The sequence below is a fragment of the Acidovorax sp. Root217 genome, assembly GCF_001428645.1.
Taxonomy (GTDB): domain Bacteria; phylum Pseudomonadota; class Gammaproteobacteria; order Burkholderiales; family Burkholderiaceae_C; genus Acidovorax.
Genome location: NZ_LMIH01000018.1, coordinates 87169 through 108593, shown reverse-complemented (window position 1 = coordinate 108593; position 21425 = coordinate 87169). Strand labels below are relative to the sequence as shown.

Sequence of the window (21425 nt, the reverse complement as noted above, 5' to 3'; positions counted from 1 at the left end):
AGCGAGCGCCATGAAGTCCACGCCTGTGCAGGCGGATTCGGTGCAACGGGAGCGGGGCGCGCAAGACTCGCCGTCTGCAATGGCCGCCATATCCCGGATGGAGGTGCTGGACAGCGGTACCTTGGCCGTGCGGGGGGACCCCGTCCTCGTAGGTGAAGCACTTCAGCAGGCGGGAATAGCGCTCTCGGATATCTTTGCAAGTCCAGGCGGGGTGATGGTGGAGCCAGGCAGCGCGAGGCGAGCGCAGGAGGTTTTGTCGTTGTTGCCTGGGAAGCTTCTTGCCAGCAGGCAAGAGGTGTCTGAGCCGGCCGAACGCTCCTTCGATCCGTTGGGCGGCGCCGACGGTGCTGCACCGGCGTTGCCAACGCGCATGAAGTTGCTCAGCGAAGGGACCCTGTCGGTGGTGAGCAACGGGCAGTCGGCATTGGCACGGCTGAGAAAGGCTGGAATCCCCGAAGGCGATCTTCTCGAGATGCCTGGCAACCAGCTGCATGTGGCACCACGCAGCGCGTCGCGTGCAAAGAAAGTGCTGGCTCAGGAACAAGACGTCCCATTACCCGCCTTTGCGGAAAGGGCTGCGCCCCTTGGCGCGCAGGTGGCGGAATCCATGCAGTCCGGCATGGCTGGTGGGTATGCTGGATCGGAAGATCTCGCGATGCCGGATGTGGGCGATAGAACAGGCCCATCGATTGAAAGCGGTGAGGCGCAAGCCGATTCTCGCAAGGCGTTGTGGCCCAAGATGGGGGCTGACGGATTGCCCTGGGCTTCCCACGCCTACACGGTAGCTTTCGAGATGAAGTTGAAGCTGGAGGACTTTGGAAGAAGCCGGGCGGTGCATTTCAATCGCGCCAATGCGGCCCTTGATGGCGCCTTTGTTCTCGATCCTGAGTTTGCACAGATGATGGAGCGGCTGATCCCGGGTGTGATGGGTGCAGTGTCATCGACGGGGGGGCGCAAAACTCCTGCGGGTTGGGTGTGGGAGCATGCCTCCAGGTCGGCTGCTCATGGCGAGGCCGGTGTGATGCGCTTGGTCCCTCAGGAGCAACACACCCCTGGCTCGCCATTTTGGCGAGCTCTTCACCCCGACGATGGAGCTCGGGGTGGCTATTCGGAATGGGCAATCCCTGCGGGCGCGCCAGCCAACAAAAAGAAAAAGCCGAAAAACCGTGGAGAAGGGCCAGTCAATGGCCAGGCTTTGCCGGAAAGATAGTAAAAACAAGGCTCCGCTCACGACAGAGCTGAACCCCGATAAACCCAAGGAGGATTGAGATGGATCGCTACGCAGGCAAGCCCTTTCTGAGGCTGCTGGACAGCTATTTTCTGGACGTGATCGGCCAGTTGGGAGAGGCACAGAACGCTGCGTTGGTTGCCATGCAGCCGCGACTGGCCGCAGTGTACCGCGATCAGGGGTCGTGGCAGGAGATCGTGGCCAGGCAGATGGATTTTCCACCGGGCGTGACCGATCGGGTGCAGATGTTCTGGAGGAGCTACCAGGAGGTATGCCAGATCGACCGGCTGCAGCCCGATGCGCTCGCCTTTGTGGAGTCTTTCGTCAGCCAGAATTTTCCCGACATCTGATGGGAATCCGATAAATCAAGCCCGCCGAGTGCGGGCTTTTTTTTCGCTTGGCGTGCCGTGAAACGCCACCATCTTCATCACTCCTCTCGACTCGGAGGGCCTCTGAAACGGCGGCATATATGCCACCCCTTCAGCGCGGTCGCCTCTTCGCGGACATTGCTTTCACGGGCGATGTGCCCGGTGTCAGCAACCACCACTGCCTCTGGCCCGCGCGGGCCATGCCGAAGAAGGATAGACCGCACCATGAACGCCACCGACAGCAGCAGCAACAGCAACCACTCCACCTCCGCCGCCAGCCTGGAACCCGGCGAGGGCGCCGCCAGCGCAATGGATGCCGAGGACCAGATGGCACAGGCGCTGGATGCGCTGCGCCAGGAGCGTGTGGAAACGGGTGGTGATGCACAGGTGCCCACCTCCGCCATGCCGGCAGGCCCCGATGGGGACTTGCCCGCAGCAACGGCGATGGGCGCCGAAGCCACGGGCACCGATGCCGCGCAGGCCCGTGCGCGCGCACCTGCATCCAGCGCCGCGCAGCACACCGAAAGGGCCGGCAACCCCGACCCCGCCGAGCTGCTGCGCCGCACGCAGGAAGAGCTGCACAAGGCGCGCAGCGAGATGGGCCGCGTGGGCCAGCTCAACCGCTACCTGAACCAGGCGCGGGCCGAGCGCGACCGCCTGCTGCAGGAGAACGCCCAGCTCAAGGGCAGCGGCAAGGCCGCGCCGGGCGCTGCCGCGGATGGATCCGCCGCCGCTGCCCGGCTGGCCGAGCTGTCCCAGAAGGTGCAGCAGTTCCCCGAGCTGCATGGGCTGGTGGGCGCCGTGCAGCAGGCCCTGCAGGCCGTGGATGCGCAGGCCGCGACGGTGGCCGAGCAGACCGCCGCCCGCATGGTCGAGCCGCTGCACGGCCTGCGCGCCGAGCAGGAGCAGCGCGCGCAGGAGCAACGCAGCGCCGCCTACGAGGCCGCGATGCAGACCTTCCAATCCACCTACCCGAATGCCGTGGAGGTGGTGCGCAGCACGGACTTCAGCGCCTGGATCCACACCCAGCCGCAGCCCATCCAGGCGGCCTTCTACCAGGGGCAGGACCCGGGCGAGGCCATCGCGGTGATGGACGCCTACGACGCGCACCTGCGCCGCGCGGGCCGTGCGCCCATTGCCCACTACCCCCAGCAGCCGGCCGCCCAGCGCGCGAGCGCCAATGCCGCGCGGCTGCAGTCGGCGGCGGGCCTGCCTTCGCGCGCCAGCGGCGCCAAGGGCGGCCTGCCCCCTGAGGACGACTTCGAGGCGTCGCTGGACTTCTTTAGGCGCCAGCGCCTGACGCGCGCGGGCTGACGCAAGGCCCGGCGCCCCCATGCGCTCCATAGACGGGCGCTGCGGCCACCCGCAGCGCCTGGACACCCACACCCAATTTTCCCGATGAGGAGCAATCGATATGACCGTTTACGGTGACATCACCCCCCGTACCGCCGCCTATGCGGTAGACAAGATGCTGGAGCGTGCCCAGCCCTCCCTGAACATGGCCAAGTTTGCCGTGGTGACTGCCGTGCCCAAGGGCAAGACCAAGGTGGTCAAGTGGCGCCGCTATGGCCGCCTGGCGCCCACCACCACGCCGCTGACCGAGGGCGTGACGCCCGTGCAGGGCAACATCACCAGCACCGACGTGTCGGCCAACTTGGAACAGTATGGCCAGCGCGTGCAGATCACCGACGTGATTGCCGACACGCACGAAGACCCGGTGCTCAGCGAACTGAGCGCCTCGCTGGGCGAGACCGCCGGCCAAACGCAGGAGCTGATCCTGTACAACACCATCAAGGCCGGCACGCAGGTGCTGTACGCCAACGGCGTGGCGCGCAACACGGTGAACACGACCATGACGGCCAACGTGGCGCGCCGCGCGATCCGCCAGCTCAAGGCGCAGGACGCGCGGGCGCTGACCACCGTGCTCAACGCCACCGACGGCGTGGGCACGCTGCCCATCCCGCCGTGCTACGTGTGCTTCGTGCACCCCAACGTGGAGATGGACCTGCAGAACCCCGCGTTCTTCCCGGCCGGCTACACGCGCATTCAGAACTACGGCACCTTCAAGCCGTTGTGCGAGAACGAGATCGGCTCGTTCGAGAACATCCGCTTCGTCTCGTCCACGCTGTACGCGCCGCTGGTCAACGCCGGCAATGCCACGCTGAACGGAATGCTGGGCGGCACGGCGGTGGATGTGTACCAGTCGGTCATCGTCGGCAAGGAGGCCTATGCCACGGTGAACCTGTCGGCATCGGGCTCGGGCCTCACGCCCATCGTGGTCAACCCCAAGCCCAGCGACAGCGACCCCATGGGCCAGCGCGGGCACGTCGCTTTCAAGATGTGGTCGGCGGCGGCGATCCTGAACGACGCCTGGATGACCCGCATCGAGCACGGCGTGTCCGCCTGACCTTCGCTTCACATCGCAACCCAGGGGCCGGCACGCTGCCGGCCCCTTCTTTGGAAGGAACACCCCCATGGCAAAAGCACAACCCAAGGCCGCCGCATTGGCCGAACCCACCGCCGGCACAGACACCGACATCGACGTGGCCGTGCAGCAGCACGGCTTCTCGGGCCAGACCTGCGAGATCAAGCTCTTCAAGGGCGAGTTGCACGAACCGCAACAGCCGTTCTTCGGGCTCAACAACTACCAGATCCAGATCCAGCGCGAGCGCTGGGTGCGCGTGCCGGTGGAGATGGCCGACCACATCGAAGGCCTGGCCTACACGGTGCGCGAGGCCGACCCCGAAGAGCCCGAGAACATCGACAGGATGCGCTGGGTGGACAAGCCCCGCTTCCCCCTGCAACGCAAAAGCTGAGCGGGGAGGGCGCGCACCATGAACTTCCTGCAACTGGCCCGGGCCGTCAAGCGCGAGAGCGGCTTGTCGGGCGGCCCGCCGGCCTCGGCCACTACGGCCAGCGGCGACGATGCCCGCGTGTTCGAGTGGGTGAACTGGGCCTGGCGCGACATCGCGCTGGCGCACGAGTCCTGGTTGTTTCGCCGCGGCGAGGCGCTGGGCCAGGTGGCGGCCGGTGCCCTGCTGATGGTGCCCGAGGCTGCGGCCCCCGGCTTCGCCCTGGCCGACTTCGCCGCCTGGAAGCCTGCGGCCGACGGCTACCGCCCCAGCGCCTGGCGCGTGGCCGACGGGCAGGTGAGCGAGCATGCGCTGGCCTGGCTCGACTACGAGGCGTTCCGCCAGCGCTTTCTGGTGGGTGTGCATGCGCCGGGCGCGCTGCAGTGCTGGAGCATTGCGCCCGGCGGCGAGCTGCTGGTGGGGCCCACGCCCGACGCGGCGCACATGGTGCGCGCGGCCTATGTGAAGGATGTGGTGGACATGGTGCTCGACGCCGACGAGCCGGCCCTGCCGGCGCGCTTTCACAACCTGATCGGCTGGCGCGCGCTGCGCGAGTACGGCGGCTTCGACGCGGCCAGCGAGGTCTACCAGCGCGCCGAGCAGAACTACAGCATGGGGTTTTCGGCGCTGGCGCAGTCGCAGCTGCCCAGGCCCGGCTTCGGTGCGAGGCCCTTGGCATGACCGGCGAGATGCGCATGCCTGCGCTCAAGACCCAGTACTTCCCGCTCGCGGGCGGGCTCGATGCCGAGTCGGCGCAGCTCACCCTGCGCCCCGGCATGGTCACGGGCGCGATCAACTACGAAAGCTCGGCTCTGGAGGGCTATGAGCGCATCGGCGGCTACGAACGCTTTGACGGCCGGCCCCGGCCCAGCGATGCGGCCTTCAAGTGCCTGCGCGCCGCCACCGCCTTCACGGGCCTAGCCGTGGGGCAGACGGTGGCGGGTGCCACCTCGGGGGCCACGGCCCTGGTGCTGGCGCTGCGCAATGCGGCGCAGATGGTGGTGACCAAGCTCACGGGCGCATTCGCCGTGGGCGAGCCGCTCACGGTGGCGGGCAGCGCTGTGGGCGTGTTCGATGGCGATGCCTCGGACATCGACGGTTTTGACGACAACGCCTTTGCGGCGCTGGCCGCCGACCACTACCGCGCGGCCATTGGCGCCGTGCCGGGGTCGGGGCCGCTGCGGGGCATTGCCGTATTGAATGGCACGGTCTACGCCTGGCGCGACAACGTGGCCGCCACGGCCTGCAGCATCTACAAAAGCTCGGCCACCGGCTGGATGCCGGTGTTCCATCACCACGAGCTGGCCTTCACCGGCGGCAGCGGGGCAGAGCCGGCCGTGGGCGCCAACATCACCAAGGGGACCGTGTCCGCGATGGTCAAGCGCGTGGTGGTGGAGTCGGGCACCTGGGCGGCCGGCACGGCCAAGGGGCGCTTCATCGTCACGGCGCCGTCGGGCGGGCCGTTCACCGCAGGCGCCTTCACGGCCGGCGTGGCCGCCACCGCCAGCGGCGCCGAGGCGGCCATCACCCAGTTGCCCGGCGGCCGGCTCGATGCCGTGGTCTACAACTTCAACGGCCGCGCAGGGCAGCAGCGCATCTACGGCGCCGATGGCGTGAACCGCGGCTTCGAGTTCGACGGCGAGGTGCTGGTGCCCCTGGCCACCGGCATGGCGGTGGACAAGCCCGTGCACTGCGTGGCGCACAAGAACCACCTGTTCTTCAGCTTCGAGGGCTCGGTGCAGCACAGTGCCGTGGGCGACCCCTGCCGCTGGTCCGCCGTGGTGGGCGCCGCCGAGATCGCGGCCGGCGATGTGGTCACGGGCTTCCAGGTGCTGCCGTCGGATGCCGAGGGCGGCGCACTCATGGTGTTTGCCGCCGAGCGCACCTGGGTGCTGTACGGCAGCAGCAGCGCGGACTGGCGCTTCGTGAACTTTGCCGACGACGTGGGCGCCCAGCGCGGCAGCGTGCAGAACCTGGGGCGCGTGCTGGTGTTCGACACCCTGGGCGTGGCCGTGGTCAGCGCCACGCAGGCCTTCGGCAACTTCGAGCGGCTGCCGCTGTCCTCGCGCATCCAGCGGTTGCTCAAGGCGCGGCAGGTCACGGCCTCGGTGGTCAACCGGGCCGACAAGCGCATGCGCCTGTTCTTTGCCACGGGCGAAAGCCTGAGCGTCACGCCCATCCCCACGGCCGACGGCGGCAGCGCGCTGGCCTTCATGCCCATCGACTATGGCCGCACGGTGCGCTGCACCTGCGATGCGGTGGTCGGCGGCGAGCCGCGCAACTTCTTCGGCAGCGACGACGGCTTTGTCTACGAGGCCGACCGGGGCCGCAGCTTCGACGGCGCGCAGATCCATGCCTACCTGCGCCTGGCCTTCAACCACACCAAGAGCCCGATGGAGAAAAAACGCTTTCGCCGCGTCGACCTGGAGAGCAAGAACCGCAGCGCCTGCCGCCTGCTGGTGCAGGGCGAGTACAGCCTGGGAAAGCCCGAGGTGGGCCTGACCGACGTGGTCAACGTGCTGCAGAACGCCGGCGGCGCCTATTACAGCGTGAGCAACTACGGCCAGAGCTACTACAGCGTGCCGGCCAACGTGCTCTCCAAGGTGCGGCTGGACGGCGTGGGCACCGACCTCAGCCTGAACATCGTGAGCACCGCGCGCGACGAGCTGCCGCACACGCTGCAGAGCGTATCGGTGGTGTACACGCCGCGGCGCCTGGACCGATAGCCAATCAAAGGAACCACACCCATGGCCAACACCTTCTACCACCGCGTCTTCAACCCGCTGCCCGGCCAGCGCGTGGACGAGCAGGTCCTCAAGGACGAGTTCCAGCGCGTCGAGCTGGGCTTCGACGGCGTGGCCGGGCAGACCGGCCAGCTCGCCACCGGCCTGGCCACCAAGGCCAGCCTGGCCGGCGGCAACGCCCTCACTGGCGACCAGTCCGTCACCGGCAACGTCACGGTGACCGGCACTGTCACCGCCGCCACGCCCGTGCCGCCGGGCGACAACAGCCAGGCCCTGGCCAGCACGAACTGGGTGCAGGCCTGGGTCAGCGCCCAGGCGGGCGGGGCCATCGGCCTGCCCGTGTCGCCGGTGCAGGCCCGGCCGCTGGCGCTGTTCGTGGTTGCCGGCGTGCACCAGTGGGCGCCGGTGCAGTCGCGCAGCAAGGTTTTCTTTCTTTCAGGAGCTTGATCGACATGGCCAACGGACGTCTTTTTGCGCTGGACCTGGCTGCGGCCACGGCCACCACCCTCTACCAGCCAGCCACGCTGACCGGCACGCTCACGCTGTCGCTGGTCAACCGCAACACCTGGGCCGTGCTGGCCCGGGTGGCGCTGGCTGCCGCAGCCACACCCACCGATGCGGAGTGGATCGAATATGACGTGTACCTGCCGCCCTCGGGCGTGCTGGAGCGCACGGCCATCGTGGTCGGCCCGGGCCAGTACCTCGTGGCGCGGGCCAGCGCGGCCGGGGTGTCGGCGGTGGGGTTCGGGTTCGAGGAGTAGGACGCAGCGGGGGGCAGGGTAGGGGTGGGGTGGCGCCCTGTCGCCTGTATGCAACGAAGCGGACCCCACCCGAACGGGTGGGTAATAACCCCTAAACCGTTGCGCCAGCACGCGCAACCCGCACAAGGGTGGGTATTTGTGCTCTTTTGTAACGGTAAAACTGTCGCCCCAAAGGGCCTTTCTGAGATAATTGAACCGTGTGCGCCGTGCACACGTTAACCAATGAAATCAGGAGAGGGCCGTGCGCGCTGCGTTCGCCGTTCGGGCGTGGGCTGCGATAGCACCGGGCCTGCAAAGTCAGGAGCAATGGCTGCAATGGGCCAAGGCCCCGGTGTGCCCCGTGGGGGATACGGCGGTCGAGCTGCCCCACGTGCCCGCCATGTCGCGCCGCCGCCTGGGCCACCTGGCGAAGATGGCCGTTGCCGTAGCCGACACCGTGTTGCCGCCCGCAGACGGCGCCGACATCCCCGTGGTCTGGGCCTCGCGCTATGGCGATGCCGACAAGGCACTGGCGCTGCTGCGCACCCAGGCCCTGGATGAACCCCTGTCGCCCACCGCTTTCGGCCTGTCGGTGCACAACGCCGTGGGGGCCCAGCATTCCATTTTGCGCGGCATGCGCGCCAACGCGGTCTGCGTTGCGTCCTCGCATTGCGCGCCCGAGGCCGGTGTGGTCGAAGCCCTGGGCCTGCTCAGCGATGCGCCGCAGGGTGCGGCCGAGGTGCTGCTGGTCTGCTACGACGAGGTGCTGCCGCCCGACTACGCGGCCTTCCACGATGAGCCCGCAGCCGAATACGCCTGGGCCGCGTTGCTGGCGCCCCTGCAGGCGGGCGAAGCAGGTTTCGTGCTGCAGGCGCTCGACGACGACGCGCCGCAGGGCGAAGGCCAGGCGGGCGCCTTGCCGCACGGGCTCGATGCGCTGCATTTTCTGCTGCAGGGCGAGCGGCAAAGCCTGGTGCGTGGCCATGCCTCGGGCCGATGGATGTGGGAGCGCGTGCATGCTTGAAGTGATCAACCGCGCCTGGCGCATCGTGGCCACAGGGTTCTGCTTTTCCGTGTTCGGCCTGGGCGGCATCGTGCTGGGTATCGTGGTGTGCCCCGTGGCCATGCTCTTCGTGCGCGGGGCCGCGCGCCAGCAGCAGCTGTCGCAGACCATCATCCACCACTGCTTTCGCGGCTTCGTGGGGCTGATGAACTGGGTGGGCGTGATCTCCTACGAGGTGCATGGCGCCGAGCGCCTGAATCGCCGGGGCCTGTTGATCCTGGCCAACCACCCCTCGCTGATCGACGTGGTGTTCCTGATCTCCTTCGTGCGCCATGCGGACTGCATCGTCAAGGCGGCGCTGGCAAGCAACCCCTTCACGCGCGGCCCCATCCGGGCGGCGGGCTTCATCACCAACGGCGATGGCGCGGGGCTACTGGAGGACTGTGTACGCTCGCTCAAGGACGGCAACAACCTCATCATCTTTCCCGAAGGCACGCGCACGCCGCTGCAGGGCGCCAATCGGCTGCAGCGCGGTGCCGCCCATGTGGCGGTGCGCGGGCGCATCGACATCACGCCCGTGCACATCCACAGCAGCCTGCCCATGCTGACCAAGGGCACGCCGTGGTGGAAGGTGCCCGTGCGCAAGCCACATTTCACCATCCAGGTGCAGCCCGACATTGCGGTGCAAGAATTCTGTGACTCGGCAGCCAGCGAAACGCTGGCAGCGCGCCATGTGACCGAGCACCTGTCCGTACAACTATTCAGGGGACCTGCCCGTGCTTCAACTTGAGCAAGAAATCAAAGAAATCATCATCTCCAGCCTGGCGCTCGAAGATATCGCGCCCGAGGACATCGACGCGGCAGCGCCGCTGTTCGTCGAAGGCCTGGGCCTGGATTCGATCGACGCGCTGGAGCTCGGCCTGGCCCTGCAAAAGCGCTATGGCCTGAGCATGTCGGCCGACTCGGAGCAGACGCGCAAGCACTTTGGCAGTGTGCAGGCGCTGGCCGCCTTCGTGGCCGCCAGCCGCACGCACTGAACCGGGCGGCCTTCACGGAAAAATCCAACATGAACAAAGAAGCCATCTACGAACGCATCGCCGCCATCCTGCGCGAGACGTTTGAAATCGACGCCGCCCGCATCACCCCCGAGGCCCGCCTGTACGACGACCTGGACATCGACAGCATCGACGCCGTGGACCTGATCGTGCAGCTCAAGCCCTGGGTGGGCAAGCGCCTGAACGCCGACGCCTTCAAGTCCGTGCGCACCGTGCAGGACGTGGTCGACGCGCTGCACCATCTGGTGAACGACGCCGCCCCCGCTTCCTGAGACGGTTCGGCAACCTGCCCGCCATGCACAAGATCGTGACCGCCGTGCTGGTGGTGCTGACGGTGCTGTACCCGCTGGGCGTGTACCTGGCCATGGGCCATGTGGCGCCGCAGTGGCTGGCCGTGCTGCTGGTGGCGCTGGCCGTGCTGCGCGCCCTGGTCACGCGCCAGCGCTTCTGGTGGGCCGTGGCCTTGGGCGCGGCGGTACTGGCCCTGGCCGCCTGGTGGCAGGGCGATGCGCTGGCCGTCAAGCTCTACCCGGTGCTGGTGAATGCCGTGCTGCTGGTGGTGTTCCTGGTCAGCCTGCGTCACCCGCCCACGGTGGTCGAGCGCCTGGCCCGGCTGACCGAGCCCGACCTGCCCGCAGCCGGGGTACGCTACACCCGCAAGGTGACCGCCGTATGGTGCGTGTTCTTTGTGGCCAACGGCGCGGCGGCGGCCTACACCGCCGCCTTCAGCAGCGATGCCACCTGGGCGCTGTACAACGGGCTCATCGCCTATGTGCTGATGGGCTGCCTGATGGGCACCGAGTGGTGTGTGCGCCAGTGGGTCAAGCGCCGCGGCGCGCTGGCCTGAGTTTGAATTTCCCGTCCCTGTCCAACAACTCCAAGAATCCAGGAATCGAGCAAAGTGAAAGCATTTTCAGCGCTGTCCGAAGTGGCCTTGCCGCAGGCACGTGCCGCCGTGCATGCGGTGGCGGCTATCGGCGGTCGTACGGTGCAGCACGCCGACTGGGTGCTGTCCGTGCAGGCCTGGTGCGCCGCCTTCCAAAAGGTGCAGGGCACCGAGGTGGGCCTGTATTTCGACGACCCGCTGGCTTTTGCCGCCGCGCTCTGGGGCGCCTGGCACGCGGGCAAGACCCCGGTGCTGGCCAGCGACCTGCAGCCGCACACCCTGGCGCACCTGCTGCCCCAGGTGCAGGCCACCGCGGGCCTGCTGCCCGGTGCCTTGCAGCCTGATGCAGCCGGGGCCCCGGCCGTGGTGCTGCAGCCCCTGTCCCTTCGCGATGCGCAGGTGGTGCTGTTCACCTCGGGCTCCACGGGCGTGCCCGAGCGCATCGTCAAGCAGCTGTCGCAGCTCGATGCCGAGGTGCACGCGCTGCAGGCAGTGTTCGGCCCCATGGCGCAAGCGCCCGGCCTGCGCACGCTGGCCACCGTGTCGCACCAGCACATCTACGGCCTGCTGTTCCGCGTGCTGTGGCCGCTGGCCGCCGGGCGGCACCTGGGCACCGGGTTCCTGCGCTACCCAGAAGAACTGGTGGCGCAGCTGTCGCAGCCAGGCCCTTGCGTGCTGATCTCCAGCCCCGCCATGCTCAGCCGCCTGCAGGACGCGCTCGACTGGGCGGCGGCATCGCAAGGCCTGCGCGGCATCTTTTCATCGGGCGGCCCCCTGCCGCCCGAGGCCTCGGCGCACTGCCTGGCATTGCTCGGCCATTCGCCCACCGAAGTCTTCGGCAGCTCCGAGACCGGCGGCATCGCCTGGCGGCGCAGGGCAGAGCAGGGCGATGCCTGGCAGCCCCTGCCGGGTGTGCAGGTGCGCCTGGCCGACAGCGGGTGCCTCTCGGTGCGCTCGGGCCACCTGCCCGATGCCGATGCCTGGTGGGAGACTGCCGACCGCGCGCTGCCGCAGGATGGCGGTGCCGGCTTCGTGCTGCAGGGCCGAGCCGACCGCATCGTGAAGATCGCCGAAAAGCGCATCTCGCTGACCGCCATGGAAAACGCGCTGCTCGCCAGCGACTGGGTGGCTGCGGCCCGGGCCGTGGTGCTCGAAGCGCCGCCCGCCGCCGACCGCGTGGGCATGGTGCTGGCGCTCAGCGACGCCGGCTGGATGGCGCTGCAGCAGCAGGGCCGCCGCGCCCTGGGCGCTGCGCTGCGCGCGATGCTGGAGCCCTGCGTGGACCGCGTGGCCCTGCCGCGCAGCTGGCGCTACGTGCTGCGCCTGCCGCAGAACGCGCAGGGCAAGACCACGCAGCACGACCTGCTGGCGCTGTTCCGCCCACTCATGCCGCAGCCGCTGTGGACGGAGCGCGGCGACCTGCGCGCCACGGCCACGCTGCAGGTGGACGCCGGGCTGCGCGTGCTCGACGGGCATTTCCCCGGCGCGCCCATCGTGCCCGGCGTGGCGCAGCTGCACTGGGTGGTGACCCTGGGCACGCAGGCCTTCGGCATCCCGGCGGCCTTCATGCGGGCCGAGGTGGTCAAGTTCCAGCAGCCCATCCTGCCCGGTACCAGCGTGCAGGTGCAGCTGCAATGGGTGCCCGACAAGGGCCAACTGCAGTTTTCACTGACCTCCCACCGGGGCCCGCACGCCAGTGGCCGCCTGGTGCAGGGAGGTGCTGCATGACGCACGCCGCATTCAACCCCGTGGCCATCATTCCCGTCTACAACCACCCCACCACCATCGCCCGCATGGTGCAGGGCGTGCTCGGTGCGGGCCTGCACTGCATTCTGGTCGACGACGGCTCCGAGCCCGGCTGCGCCGCCGTGCTCGACGCGCTGGCCGTGCAGCACGGCGCGCAGGTCACCTTGCTGCGCCTGCCGCAGAACCAGGGCAAGGGCGGCGCCGTGATGACCGGCATGCGCCATGCGCTGGCGGCGGGCCACAGCCACGCGCTGCAGATCGACGCCGACGGCCAGCACGCCGTGGCCGACATCCCCGCCTTCATCGCGCTGGCCCGGGCGCAGCCCGGCTCCATGGTCTGTGGCGCGCCGCGCTACGACGCCAGCGTGCCCAAGGCGCGCCTGTACGGCCGCTATGCCACCCATGTGTGGGTGTGGATCAACACCCTGTCGCTGGACATCGAGGATTCGATGTGCGGCTTTCGCGTCTACCCGCTGCGCGAGGCCATCGGCGTGATGGACGGCGCGCGCATCGGCAAGCACATGGAGTTCGACACCGAGATCCTCGTGCGCATGCACTGGAAGGGCGTGCCCTTCTTCACCCAGCGCACGGCCGTGACCTACCCGCAGGACGGGCTCTCGCACTTTCGCGTGTGGCGCGACAACGTGCTCATCTCGGGCATGCACACGCGGCTGTTCGGCGGCATGCTGCTGCGCAGCCCCCTGCTGCTGGCACGCAAGCTCGTGGGGCGGCGCCGTACCGGGCACGCGGCATGACGGCACCGGCGCCCGACGCCAAGGCTGCTGCCGCAGCGGCCGATGCACCGCACTGGGCGCAGATGGGCGAGAACACCTTCGTCGCCGGCATGTGGCTGCTGTACCAGGTGCACCGGTTTTTGGGGCGCTGGCCCTTTCTGCTGTGCCTGTACCCCATCGTCGCCTACTACTGGCTGGCCAGCCCGGTGGCGCGCCGCTCGTCGCTGCAGTACCTGCAGCGCATGCAGGCGGCCCACGGCCTGTGGCCTGCCGTGCCGGGCTGGCGCCAGAGCCAGCGGCACTTTCGCATGTTTGCGCAGGTGATTCTCGACAAGCTGCTGGCCCTCACCGGGCGCTACCGCTTCGACCGCGTGGCCTTCACCGGGCGCGAGCAGTTCAGTGCGCTGCTCAAGCAGCAGGGCCGGGGCGCCGTGGTGGTCACCGCGCACATGGGCTGCATCGAGCTGTGCCGGGCAATTGCCGAGCGGCACGCGGGCCTGCGCCTGAGCATTCTGGTGCACACGGCCCATGCGGAGCGCTTCAACCGCGTGCTGCAGCGCCTGGCGCCCGACAGCGGCGTGCAGCTGCTGCAGGTGACCGAGTTCAACGCCGCCACGGCCATGATGCTCGGCGAGCGCGTGGCGCGCGGCGAACTCATCGCCATTGCCGGCGACCGCGTGCCCGTGCGCGAGGGCCGCGTCACGCATGCCACCTTCCTCGGGCACCAGGCGCCTTTCCCCTGCGGGCCCTACATCCTGGCCTCGGTGCTCGAATGCCCGCTGTACTTCATGGGCTGCGTGCACGATGGCGCAGGCTACGCGGTCGAGTTCGTACCGCTGGCCGAGCGCGTGCTGCTGCCGCGTGCCCGGCGCGAGCAGGCGTTGGCCGAGTATGCGGGCCTGTTCGCCCAGCAGCTCGAACGCATGCTGCGCAAGGCGCCCTACGACTGGTTCAATTTTTTCCCCTTCTGGGATCAGGCCGCGCCCGCGCGCCCGGTCCCCGCTGCATGATTGCCTGCATGACCCCATTTTCCACGCCCGCCCGGAGGCTGACGCATGTCCACTGAGAAAGAGCTGGCCTCACGCGAGCGGCTCAGCCATGAGATCGAGATCACCCCCGCGTTCTACGACATCGACGTGATGGAGATCGTCTACCACGGCCACTACGTGCGCTTTCTCGAGCTGGCGCGCAGCGCGCTGCTCGCAAAATTCGACTACGACTACCCGCGCATGCGCGAATCGGGCTATGGCTGGCCCGTGGTGGACATGCGCCTCAAATACGTGCGCCCGGCCACCTTCGGCCAGGTGCTCAAGGTGCGCGCCACCATCACCGAGTGGGAGAACCGCCTGCGCATCGACTACCTGATCAGCGACGCCGCCACGGGCCAGAAGGTCAACAGCGCCCACACCATCCAGGTGGCGGTGGACATGCAGACCCGTGTCATGTGCTTCGTCTGCCCGCCCGTGCTGTGGCAACGGCTGGGGGTGGCGCCATGAGCCTCATCGCCTGGACAAAAAGAACCGTGTTGGGGGCCGCACTGTGCGCCCTGGCGCTGTCGGCTACGGCTCAGACTGCTCCCTCAGCAACGCCTGCTGCGCAGGACCTGCTGGCCCAGGTGCGCCAGCGCGTGCACGACGCGCCCGTGGTGCGCGGCGGCTTTGAGCAGCTCAAGACCGTCAAGGGCTTCAAGCAGCCACTGCGCTCCAGTGGCGACTTCGTCGTGGCGCGTGGCAAGGGCATTGTCTGGCATGTGCTTCGGCCCTTCGAGTCCACGCTGGTGGTGCGGCCCGACAGCCTGCAGTCGCGCGGCAGCGACGGCAAGCTCACCACGCAGATGCGCGCGCAGGACGAGCCCGTGCTGCGCACCGTCAACGCCATGCTGTTCGCCGTCATGTCGGCCAACCTGGCCGAGCTCGCCCAGCACTTCGAGGTGACAGGGCAGGTGGCCGCCAAGGGCTGGTCGCTGCACCTGGTGCCGCGCGACCCTACGCTGGCCCAGTGGCTGGCCTCGGTGGAGCTGCAGGGCAACCAGTTCGTGCAGGAGGTCAAGCTGCAGGAGGCACGCGGTGACAGCAGCCTGATCCGCATCCTCACGCCCGTGGCCGAGAACGCGCTGCGCCCGCAGGACGCGGCGCAGTTCGAATGACCGCGCACACCCCGGTGCAAGACGCACCCCCCGGCTGGCTCTGGCGCACGGCCGCGCTGGCCTGGCTGCTGGTGGTCATCGCCGTGGGCGTGCACCAGTGGCAGTTCTGGAAGCACGACGGCATCGACACCGACGTGATGGCCTTGCTGCCCGTGAACGAGCAGGCACCCGACGTGGCCCTGGCCACTGAGCAACTGGTGGGCCAGATGTCGCGCCAGGTGGTGGTGCTGCTGGGCGCCAGCGAGTGGGCCGATGCGCTTGCCGCCGTGCAGGTGTTCCGCCAGTCGCTGGCCACCGGGGCCGGTGCGCGCCTGCGCGAAGACCCCATCGCGCAAAAGACCTCCATGGAGGCTGCGCTCGGCTTCTACCAACCCTGGCGCGAGCGTTTGCTCACGCCCGCGCAGCGCGCCATGCTGGCCGGCACGCCCGATGCCGCGCTGGTGCAAAAGGCGCTGCAGGACCTGTACCAGCCCGCCGTGCAGGCCCGCCTGTCCGACTGGGTGAGCGACCCCCTGGGCCTGTGGACGCAGTGGTGGGCCGCGCGCGGAGCGCAAAGCCAGGCCCGCCCGCGCGACGGCGAGCTGTGGGTGGCGGCCGACGGCCAGCAATGGGCCGTGCTGCAGTTCACGCTGGAGGGCTCGGCCTTTCGCCTGTCGGGCGAGCCGGTGCTCGATGGCGCCTTGCAGACTGCGCTGGCCCAGGTGCGCGCGAAGTTGCCCGGCGCCCGCATGGTCACGGCCGGCGTGCCCCTGCACGCCGAGGCCGCCGCAGTGCAGGCCAACTGGGAGATCAACACCATCGGCTGGGGCTCGCTGGCCGGTGTGCTGCTGCTGGCCTGGATGGCGTTCCGCTCGCTGCGGCCGGTGGCGCTGGTGGGCGTGTCGCTGCTGGTGGGCTGCGCGGTGGCGTTGTCGGTCACGGCGCTGTTCTTCGGGCAGGTGCACCTCTTGACTCTGGTGTTCGGCGCCAGTCTGGTGGGCGTGGCGGAGGACTATGGCATCCACTACTTCGCCAGCCGCCAGGGCGCGCCGGCGCGTAGCCCGCATGGGCTGATGCGCGGGCTGATGCCGGCGCTGTGGCTGGCCCTGGGCACCAGCGCCATCGCCTACCTGGCGCTTGGGGCGGCGGCCTTTCCGGGCCTGCGGCAGATGGCGGTGTTCTCGGTGGTGGGGCTCACGGCGGCCATGCTCACCGTGGTCTGCTGGTTCCCCTGGCTTGACCGCGGCACCATGCCGCACAGCCCGGTGGCCCAGCGCATTGGCCAGACGCTGATGGCCTGGCCGCGCTGGCGCCATGCGCTGCCCGGCTCGGTGGCGGTGTGCGTGGCCATGGCGCTGCTCCTGTGGCTGCTGGGCGGCCTGCGTGCGCAGGACGACGTGCGCCAGCTGCAGAACGCATCCACCCCGCTCGTGGCCCAGCAGCGCCAGGTGGGCGAGATCCTGGGCCTGCCCAGCCCCGCGCAGTTCTACCTGGTGCAGGGCAACTCGCCCGAGCAGGTGCTGCAGCGCGAAGAAGAACTCAAGGACCGGCTCGACGCGCTGGTGGCGCGCCAACTGCTGGTGGGCTACAGCGGCGTGTCCGACTGGGTGCCCTCGGCCCGGCGCCAGGACAGCGATGGAGAGCTGGTGGCCCGCGCACAAGAGGCCGTGTTCAAGGGCGTGAACGCCGAGCTCGGCGAAAGCTTTGCCCGGCCCGCCATGCCGCCGCCCGCGCCCATCACCGTGCAGGCCTGGCTGGCGCAACCCATCTCGGCCGCCGCGCGGCCGCTGTGGCTGGGCGAGCGCGACGGCAGCTACCGCAGCCTGCTGATGCTGCGCGGCGTGAGGGACCTCGCATCGCTGCCCGCGCTGGCCGGGGCTGCCGAGGGCCTGGAAGGCGTGGCCTGGGTCGACAAGCCGGCCGAGATATCCGCCCTGCTGCAGCGCTACCGCATCTCCATGACCGAGCTGCTGCTGCTGGGCCATGTGCTGGTGCTGGCCGCCCTGTGGCTGCGCTTTGGCCGCAAGGCCTGGCGCGCCTGGATGCCCACCGTGCTGGCCAGCCTGGTGGTGGTGGGCGTGCTCACCGCCTTTGGCGCGCCCTGGCAGCTGTTCAACGTGCTGGCGCTGATGCTGCTGCTGGGCGTGGGCATCGACTACGGTATCTTCCTGCAAGAGCACGAGGACGACCCCCATGCTTGGCTGGCGGTGGTCATCGGCGCGGGCAGCACCTGGCTGTCGTTCGGGCTGCTGGGCCTGTCGGCCACGCCGGCACTCAAGGCCTTTGGCCTCACCCTCATGCTGGGCCTGCCGCTGGTGCTGGTGCTGGCACCGCTGTTTCGCAGTGCCACGGACAACAAGGAACATTGATGCAACAACGCCGACTGGAACAGACCGAGGTGCTGATCGTGGGCGCGGGCCCCTCGGGCGCCGTGGCTGCCGGCCTGCTGCGCAAGCAGGGCCGCCAGGTGCTGGTGCTCGAAAAGGAGACGTTTCCGCGCTTTTCCATCGGCGAGAGCCTGCTGCCGCAAAGCATGGCCTATATCGAAGAGGCCGGCATGCTGCAGGACGTGGTGGAGGCGGGCTTCCAGTACAAGAACGGCGCGGCCTTCGCCAAGGGCGACCTGCGCACCGACTTCGATTTTCGCGACAAGTTCTCGCCCGGCTGGGGCACCACCTACCAGGTGCAGCGCGGCGACTTCGACAAGGTGCTGGCCGATGCCGCCGCCAAGGCCGGTGCCGAGGTGCGCTACCGCCACACGGTGACCGCCGTGGACGTGTCGGGCGAGCAGCCCGAGGTGTCGGTCACCTCGCCCGAGGGCGAGGAGTACACGGTGCAGGCGCGATTCCTTCTGGACGCGAGCGGCTTCGCGCGCATCCTGCCGCGCCTGCTGCAGCTGGAGCGCCCGTCGGACTTCCCCGTGCGCGGGGCGCTGTTCACCCACATCGAAGACGGCATCGCCCATGGCGACATGGACCGCAGCAAGATTTTGATCACGGTGCACCCGGTGCACCACGAGGTCTGGTTCTGGACCATCCCCTTTGCCGGCGGCCGCTGCTCGCAGGGCGTGGTGGCCACACCCGAGTTCCTGGCGCGGTATGAGGGCAGCGAGGTCGAGCGCCTGCGCGCCATCATTGCCGAGACGCCGAGCCTGGCCCACGTGCTGCGCAACGCCGTGTGGGACACGCCGGGCCGCTCCATCACCGGCTATGCAGCCAACGTCACCGCGCTGTGGGGCAAGGGCTTTGCGCTCTTGGGCAATGCGGGCGAGTTTCTGGACCCGGTGTTCTCCAGCGGCGTGACCATCGCCGTCACCTCGGCCAGCCTGGCCGCGCGCTGCATCGCGCGTGCCTGGCGCGGCGAGGCGGTGGACTGGCAGCAGGACTATGCCGTGCCGCTGCAGGCAGGGGTGAACACCTTTCGCGCCTTCGTGCAGGGCTGGTACGACGGGGGCTTTCAGGACGTGATCTTCCACGAGCAGCACAGCAACCCCGAGATTCGGCGCATGATTTCCTCCATCCTCGCGGGCTACGCCTGGGACGCAAAGAACCCCTATGTCGCCGAGCCGCAGCGCCGCCTGCAGGTGCTGGGCGAGGTGTGCCGGCAGCAGCGGCAGGCGCCAGGCCAGGGGGCAGTGCCTGCATGAACCCCGCGCGAATTCCTGGTGCTCTGGCCGCCGCAATGTGTGCCGTGCTGCTCGCAGGCTGTGCATCGCTGGGCGCCCCCGATGCCACGCGCAGCCCCTTGCTGGCCCTGGCACCCGCAGCCCTGCGCTGCGAGGTTGCCGTGCAGCAGCGCCTTACGGTGGAGGTGCCCGGCCGGCCCGCGCAGCAGCTCGAAGCCCTGCTCGAAGTGGATGCCGAGGCCGTGCGCCTGGCCTTCTTCGTGATGGGGCAGGGCATGGGCACCCTGGTGTGGGACGGCTGGCAGTGGGACAAGCAGCTCTCGCGTTACTGGCCCGCGCAGCTCGCCCCCGAGCAGGTGCTCAGCGACCTGCAGCTCGCCTTCTGGCCCGCACGCGCCGTGCAGCGCGCCGTGCAGCCGCCCTGGAGCGTGGAAGCAGGCCCCACTGGGCGCCGCCTGCTGCGCGACGGCCGCGAGCAGGTGCGCGTGCAGTTCATCGGCAACTCTGCCGTCGAGATCATCTACCCCGGCGGGCCCTTCACCTTGCGCGTCGAATCGCCCGGGGGCTCCCAACTGTGCGCCCCGGCGCAGGAGCCTTCGTGACCACCCGCCCGCATGTCTATTTGAACGCCGCGTCGGCGTACAGCGCGCTGGGCCTCAGCGCGCAAGCGATGCGCGCCAACCTCTTGTCCGCCACCGACCCGCAGACCCTGCAGCGAACCGACCGCTACTCCCCCGGTCGCACCCTGCCGCTGGGTTGCCTGCCCGAGGGCGCGGTGCTGCCTGACCTGGCCTTTGCGCCGCCGCACCAGCGCTCGCGCAACAATGCGCTGGCCTGGGGCGCCCTGCAGGCGCTGCAGGGCCCGGTGCAGCAGGCCATTGCCCGCTGTGGCCCCACGCGCGTGGCCCTGGTGGTGGGCACCAGCACGGCGGGCATCGAAGAGGGTGAGGCGGCAGCCCGCCACCTGGCGCGCGAAGGGTGCTTTCCCCCCGGCTTCGAGTACCCCGTGCAGGAGATGGGCAACGTGGCCGCATTCCTGGCCCAGCACCTGGGCATCCGCGGGCCTGCGCACACCATCTCCACCGCCTGCTCCTCGGGCGCCAAGGCCCTGGCCTCGGCCGCGCGGCTGCTGCAGTCCGGCATGGCCGATGCGGTGGTGGCCGGAGCCGTCGATGCGCTGGGCCGCTTCACCGTGGGCGGCTTCAGCGCGCTGGAGGCGGTGTCTGCCGAGCGCTGCAACCCCCTGTCGGCCAACCGCCGGGGCATCAACCTGGGCGAGGCGGCGGCCTTCTTCGTGCTGAGCCGCGACGCGGGCCCCGTGCGCCTGGCCGGCTGGGGCGAGTCGCAGGACGCGCACCACATGTCCGCCCCCGACCCCACCGGCCAGGGCGCCGTGGCGGCCATGCAGCAGGCGCTGGCGCGCGCGGGCATGCAGCCGGCCGCCGTGGACTATGTCAACCTGCACGGCACGGCCACGCCGCACAACGACGCCATGGAGAGCCGGGCGGTGCAGGCCGTTCTGGGCCTGGATGTCGCGGTAAGCTCCACCAAGCCGCTCACCGGCCATGCCCTGGCCGCCGCCGGCGCGCTGGAGGCCGCCGTGGCCTGGCATGTGCTGCAGCTCAATCGGCAGGGCGTATTGCCTGTGCACTGGTGGGATGGCGTGGCCGACCCGGCCATGCCGGCCCTGGCCGCCGTGGCGCCCGGCATGCAACTGGGGCGCGCGGCGCGCGTGGTGATGAGCAACTCCTTTGCCTTTGGCGGCAGCAACAGCACCTTGCTGTTCGAGGCTGCCTGATGAGTGACGACAAGCCGATGAGCAGTGAACTTCTACCCATAGAGAACTACGTGCCCCACCGCAGCGCCATGCTGCTGCTGGACCGCCTGCTGGCCGCCGACGAAGAGAGTGCCATCGCCGAGGTCACGGTGCCGCGCGACGGGCTTTTCATGCATGACGCCGGCATGCCCTCGTGGGTGGGCATCGAGTACATGGCGCAGACGGTGGCAGCCTGGGCCGGCTGTCGTGCGCTGCAAAAGGGCAGGGCGGTACAGATCGGTTTTCTGCTCGGCTCGCGCCGGTACGAGACGGCGCAGCCCTTCTTCGCGCCAGGCACCCGCCTCACCATCAGCGTGCGCTGCGAGCTGCTGGGCGACAACGGCCTGAGCATGTTCGACTGCCGGATCGAAGCCGATGGCGCGAAAGAATTGGCAACCGCGCGCATTTCCGTCTTTGAGCCGGTGGATGGGAACGCCTATATTCCCCCATCGCCCGCCACGGGCCAGTGACCGGGCCGCCATACCCAAGGCAGGTCCACCTCC

Annotated in this window: 24 protein-coding genes; all 24 read left to right on the top strand. The window is 69.2% G+C overall.

The annotated features are described in order from the left end of the window. The first annotated feature begins 10 nt into the window (after positions 1–10). The 24 genes from ASE31_RS18975 to ASE31_RS18860 all read left to right on the top strand — a co-directional run bounded on the left by ASE31_RS18975 (position 11) and on the right by ASE31_RS18860 (position 21392). Positions 11–1210, top strand: coding sequence for a hypothetical protein (locus tag ASE31_RS18975; protein ID WP_157412559.1), 1200 nt, complete (start codon positions 11–13; stop codon positions 1208–1210). A 59-nt stretch (positions 1211–1269) separates the two neighbouring features. Further along, a complete protein-coding gene (locus ASE31_RS18970; RefSeq protein WP_057203386.1) occupies positions 1270–1578 on the top strand; it encodes a hypothetical protein in 309 nt (102 codons plus the stop codon). 243 nt (positions 1579–1821) lie between these two features. Next, positions 1822–2910 carry a hypothetical protein gene (locus ASE31_RS18965; protein ID WP_057203385.1) on the top strand — a complete coding sequence of 363 codons (1089 nt, stop codon included), beginning with the start codon at positions 1822–1824 and terminating at the stop codon, positions 2908–2910. A 100-nt stretch (positions 2911–3010) separates the two neighbouring features. After that, positions 3011–4003: a N4-gp56 family major capsid protein gene (locus ASE31_RS18960; RefSeq protein WP_057203384.1), complete on the top strand. Its 993-nt coding sequence runs from the start codon at positions 3011–3013 to the stop codon at positions 4001–4003. A 67-nt stretch (positions 4004–4070) separates the two neighbouring features. Further along, the gene (locus ASE31_RS18955) at positions 4071–4412 is read left to right on the top strand and encodes a hypothetical protein (protein WP_057203383.1); all 342 of its coding nucleotides are present in this window, start codon (positions 4071–4073) and stop codon (positions 4410–4412) included. A gap of 18 nt (positions 4413–4430) precedes the next feature. Continuing rightward, a complete protein-coding gene (locus tag ASE31_RS18950) occupies positions 4431–5129 on the top strand; it encodes a hypothetical protein (RefSeq protein ID WP_057203382.1) in 699 nt (232 codons plus the stop codon). Next, the gene (locus tag ASE31_RS18945; RefSeq protein WP_057203381.1) at positions 5126–7174 is read left to right on the top strand and encodes a hypothetical protein; all 2049 of its coding nucleotides are present in this window, start codon (positions 5126–5128) and stop codon (positions 7172–7174) included. The genes ASE31_RS18950 and ASE31_RS18945 overlap by 4 nt, the downstream gene beginning before the upstream one ends. Before the next feature lie 21 nt (positions 7175–7195). Then, positions 7196–7639, top strand: a complete 444-nt coding sequence (locus ASE31_RS18940) for a hypothetical protein (protein ID WP_057203380.1) — start codon at positions 7196–7198, stop codon at positions 7637–7639. A 5-nt stretch (positions 7640–7644) separates the two neighbouring features. After that, on the top strand, positions 7645–7953 hold the full coding sequence (locus ASE31_RS18935; protein WP_057203445.1) for a hypothetical protein: 309 nt from the start codon (positions 7645–7647) through the stop codon (positions 7951–7953). Positions 7954–8194: 241 nt separating this feature from the next. Further along, entirely contained in the window at positions 8195–8956 is a 762-nt protein-coding gene (locus tag ASE31_RS18930) for a beta-ketoacyl synthase chain length factor (protein ID WP_082604254.1), read from the top strand. After that, positions 8949–9725 carry a 1-acyl-sn-glycerol-3-phosphate acyltransferase gene (locus ASE31_RS18925; protein WP_057203378.1) on the top strand — a complete coding sequence of 259 codons (777 nt, stop codon included), beginning with the start codon at positions 8949–8951 and terminating at the stop codon, positions 9723–9725. Before ASE31_RS18930 ends, ASE31_RS18925 begins: the two co-directional genes overlap by 8 nt. After that, positions 9712–9972, top strand: coding sequence for a phosphopantetheine-binding protein (locus tag ASE31_RS18920; RefSeq protein ID WP_057203377.1), 261 nt, complete (start codon positions 9712–9714; stop codon positions 9970–9972). Before ASE31_RS18925 ends, ASE31_RS18920 begins: the two co-directional genes overlap by 14 nt. A gap of 29 nt (positions 9973–10001) precedes the next feature. After that, the gene (locus ASE31_RS18915) at positions 10002–10262 is read left to right on the top strand and encodes an acyl carrier protein (protein WP_057203376.1); all 261 of its coding nucleotides are present in this window, start codon (positions 10002–10004) and stop codon (positions 10260–10262) included. Positions 10263–10285: 23 nt separating this feature from the next. Further along, positions 10286–10837: a hypothetical protein gene (locus ASE31_RS18910; protein WP_057203375.1), complete on the top strand. Its 552-nt coding sequence runs from the start codon at positions 10286–10288 to the stop codon at positions 10835–10837. 54 nt (positions 10838–10891) lie between these two features. Beyond that, complete coding sequence (locus ASE31_RS18905) at positions 10892–12604, top strand: AMP-binding protein (protein WP_057203374.1); 1713 nt, start codon at positions 10892–10894, stop codon at positions 12602–12604. Continuing rightward, entirely contained in the window at positions 12601–13377 is a 777-nt protein-coding gene (locus ASE31_RS18900) for a glycosyltransferase family 2 protein (RefSeq protein WP_057203373.1), read from the top strand. Before ASE31_RS18905 ends, ASE31_RS18900 begins: the two co-directional genes overlap by 4 nt. After that, positions 13374–14366 (top strand): acyltransferase, encoded by a 993-nt coding sequence (locus ASE31_RS18895; RefSeq protein WP_057203372.1) that lies wholly within the window; start codon positions 13374–13376, stop codon positions 14364–14366. Before ASE31_RS18900 ends, ASE31_RS18895 begins: the two co-directional genes overlap by 4 nt. A gap of 45 nt (positions 14367–14411) precedes the next feature. Further along, entirely contained in the window at positions 14412–14852 is a 441-nt protein-coding gene (locus ASE31_RS18890) for a thioesterase family protein (protein WP_057203371.1), read from the top strand. Next, positions 14849–15502 carry an outer membrane lipoprotein carrier protein LolA gene (locus ASE31_RS18885; protein WP_057203370.1) on the top strand — a complete coding sequence of 218 codons (654 nt, stop codon included), beginning with the start codon at positions 14849–14851 and terminating at the stop codon, positions 15500–15502. The genes ASE31_RS18890 and ASE31_RS18885 overlap by 4 nt, the downstream gene beginning before the upstream one ends. Further along, positions 15499–17850, top strand: coding sequence for an MMPL family transporter (locus ASE31_RS18880; RefSeq protein ID WP_057203369.1), 2352 nt, complete (start codon positions 15499–15501; stop codon positions 17848–17850). Before ASE31_RS18885 ends, ASE31_RS18880 begins: the two co-directional genes overlap by 4 nt. Beyond that, positions 17850–19127, top strand: coding sequence for an NAD(P)/FAD-dependent oxidoreductase (locus ASE31_RS18875; RefSeq protein ID WP_057203368.1), 1278 nt, complete (start codon positions 17850–17852; stop codon positions 19125–19127). Before ASE31_RS18880 ends, ASE31_RS18875 begins: the two co-directional genes overlap by 1 nt. Continuing rightward, the gene (locus ASE31_RS18870; RefSeq protein WP_082604253.1) at positions 19124–19708 is read left to right on the top strand and encodes a DUF3261 domain-containing protein; all 585 of its coding nucleotides are present in this window, start codon (positions 19124–19126) and stop codon (positions 19706–19708) included. The genes ASE31_RS18875 and ASE31_RS18870 overlap by 4 nt, the downstream gene beginning before the upstream one ends. Beyond that, positions 19705–20904, top strand: coding sequence for a beta-ketoacyl-ACP synthase (locus tag ASE31_RS18865; RefSeq protein WP_057203444.1), 1200 nt, complete (start codon positions 19705–19707; stop codon positions 20902–20904). Before ASE31_RS18870 ends, ASE31_RS18865 begins: the two co-directional genes overlap by 4 nt. A 17-nt stretch (positions 20905–20921) precedes the next feature. After that, positions 20922–21392: a dehydratase gene (locus tag ASE31_RS18860; RefSeq protein ID WP_057203443.1), complete on the top strand. Its 471-nt coding sequence runs from the start codon at positions 20922–20924 to the stop codon at positions 21390–21392. Positions 21393–21425 lie beyond the last annotated feature (33 nt).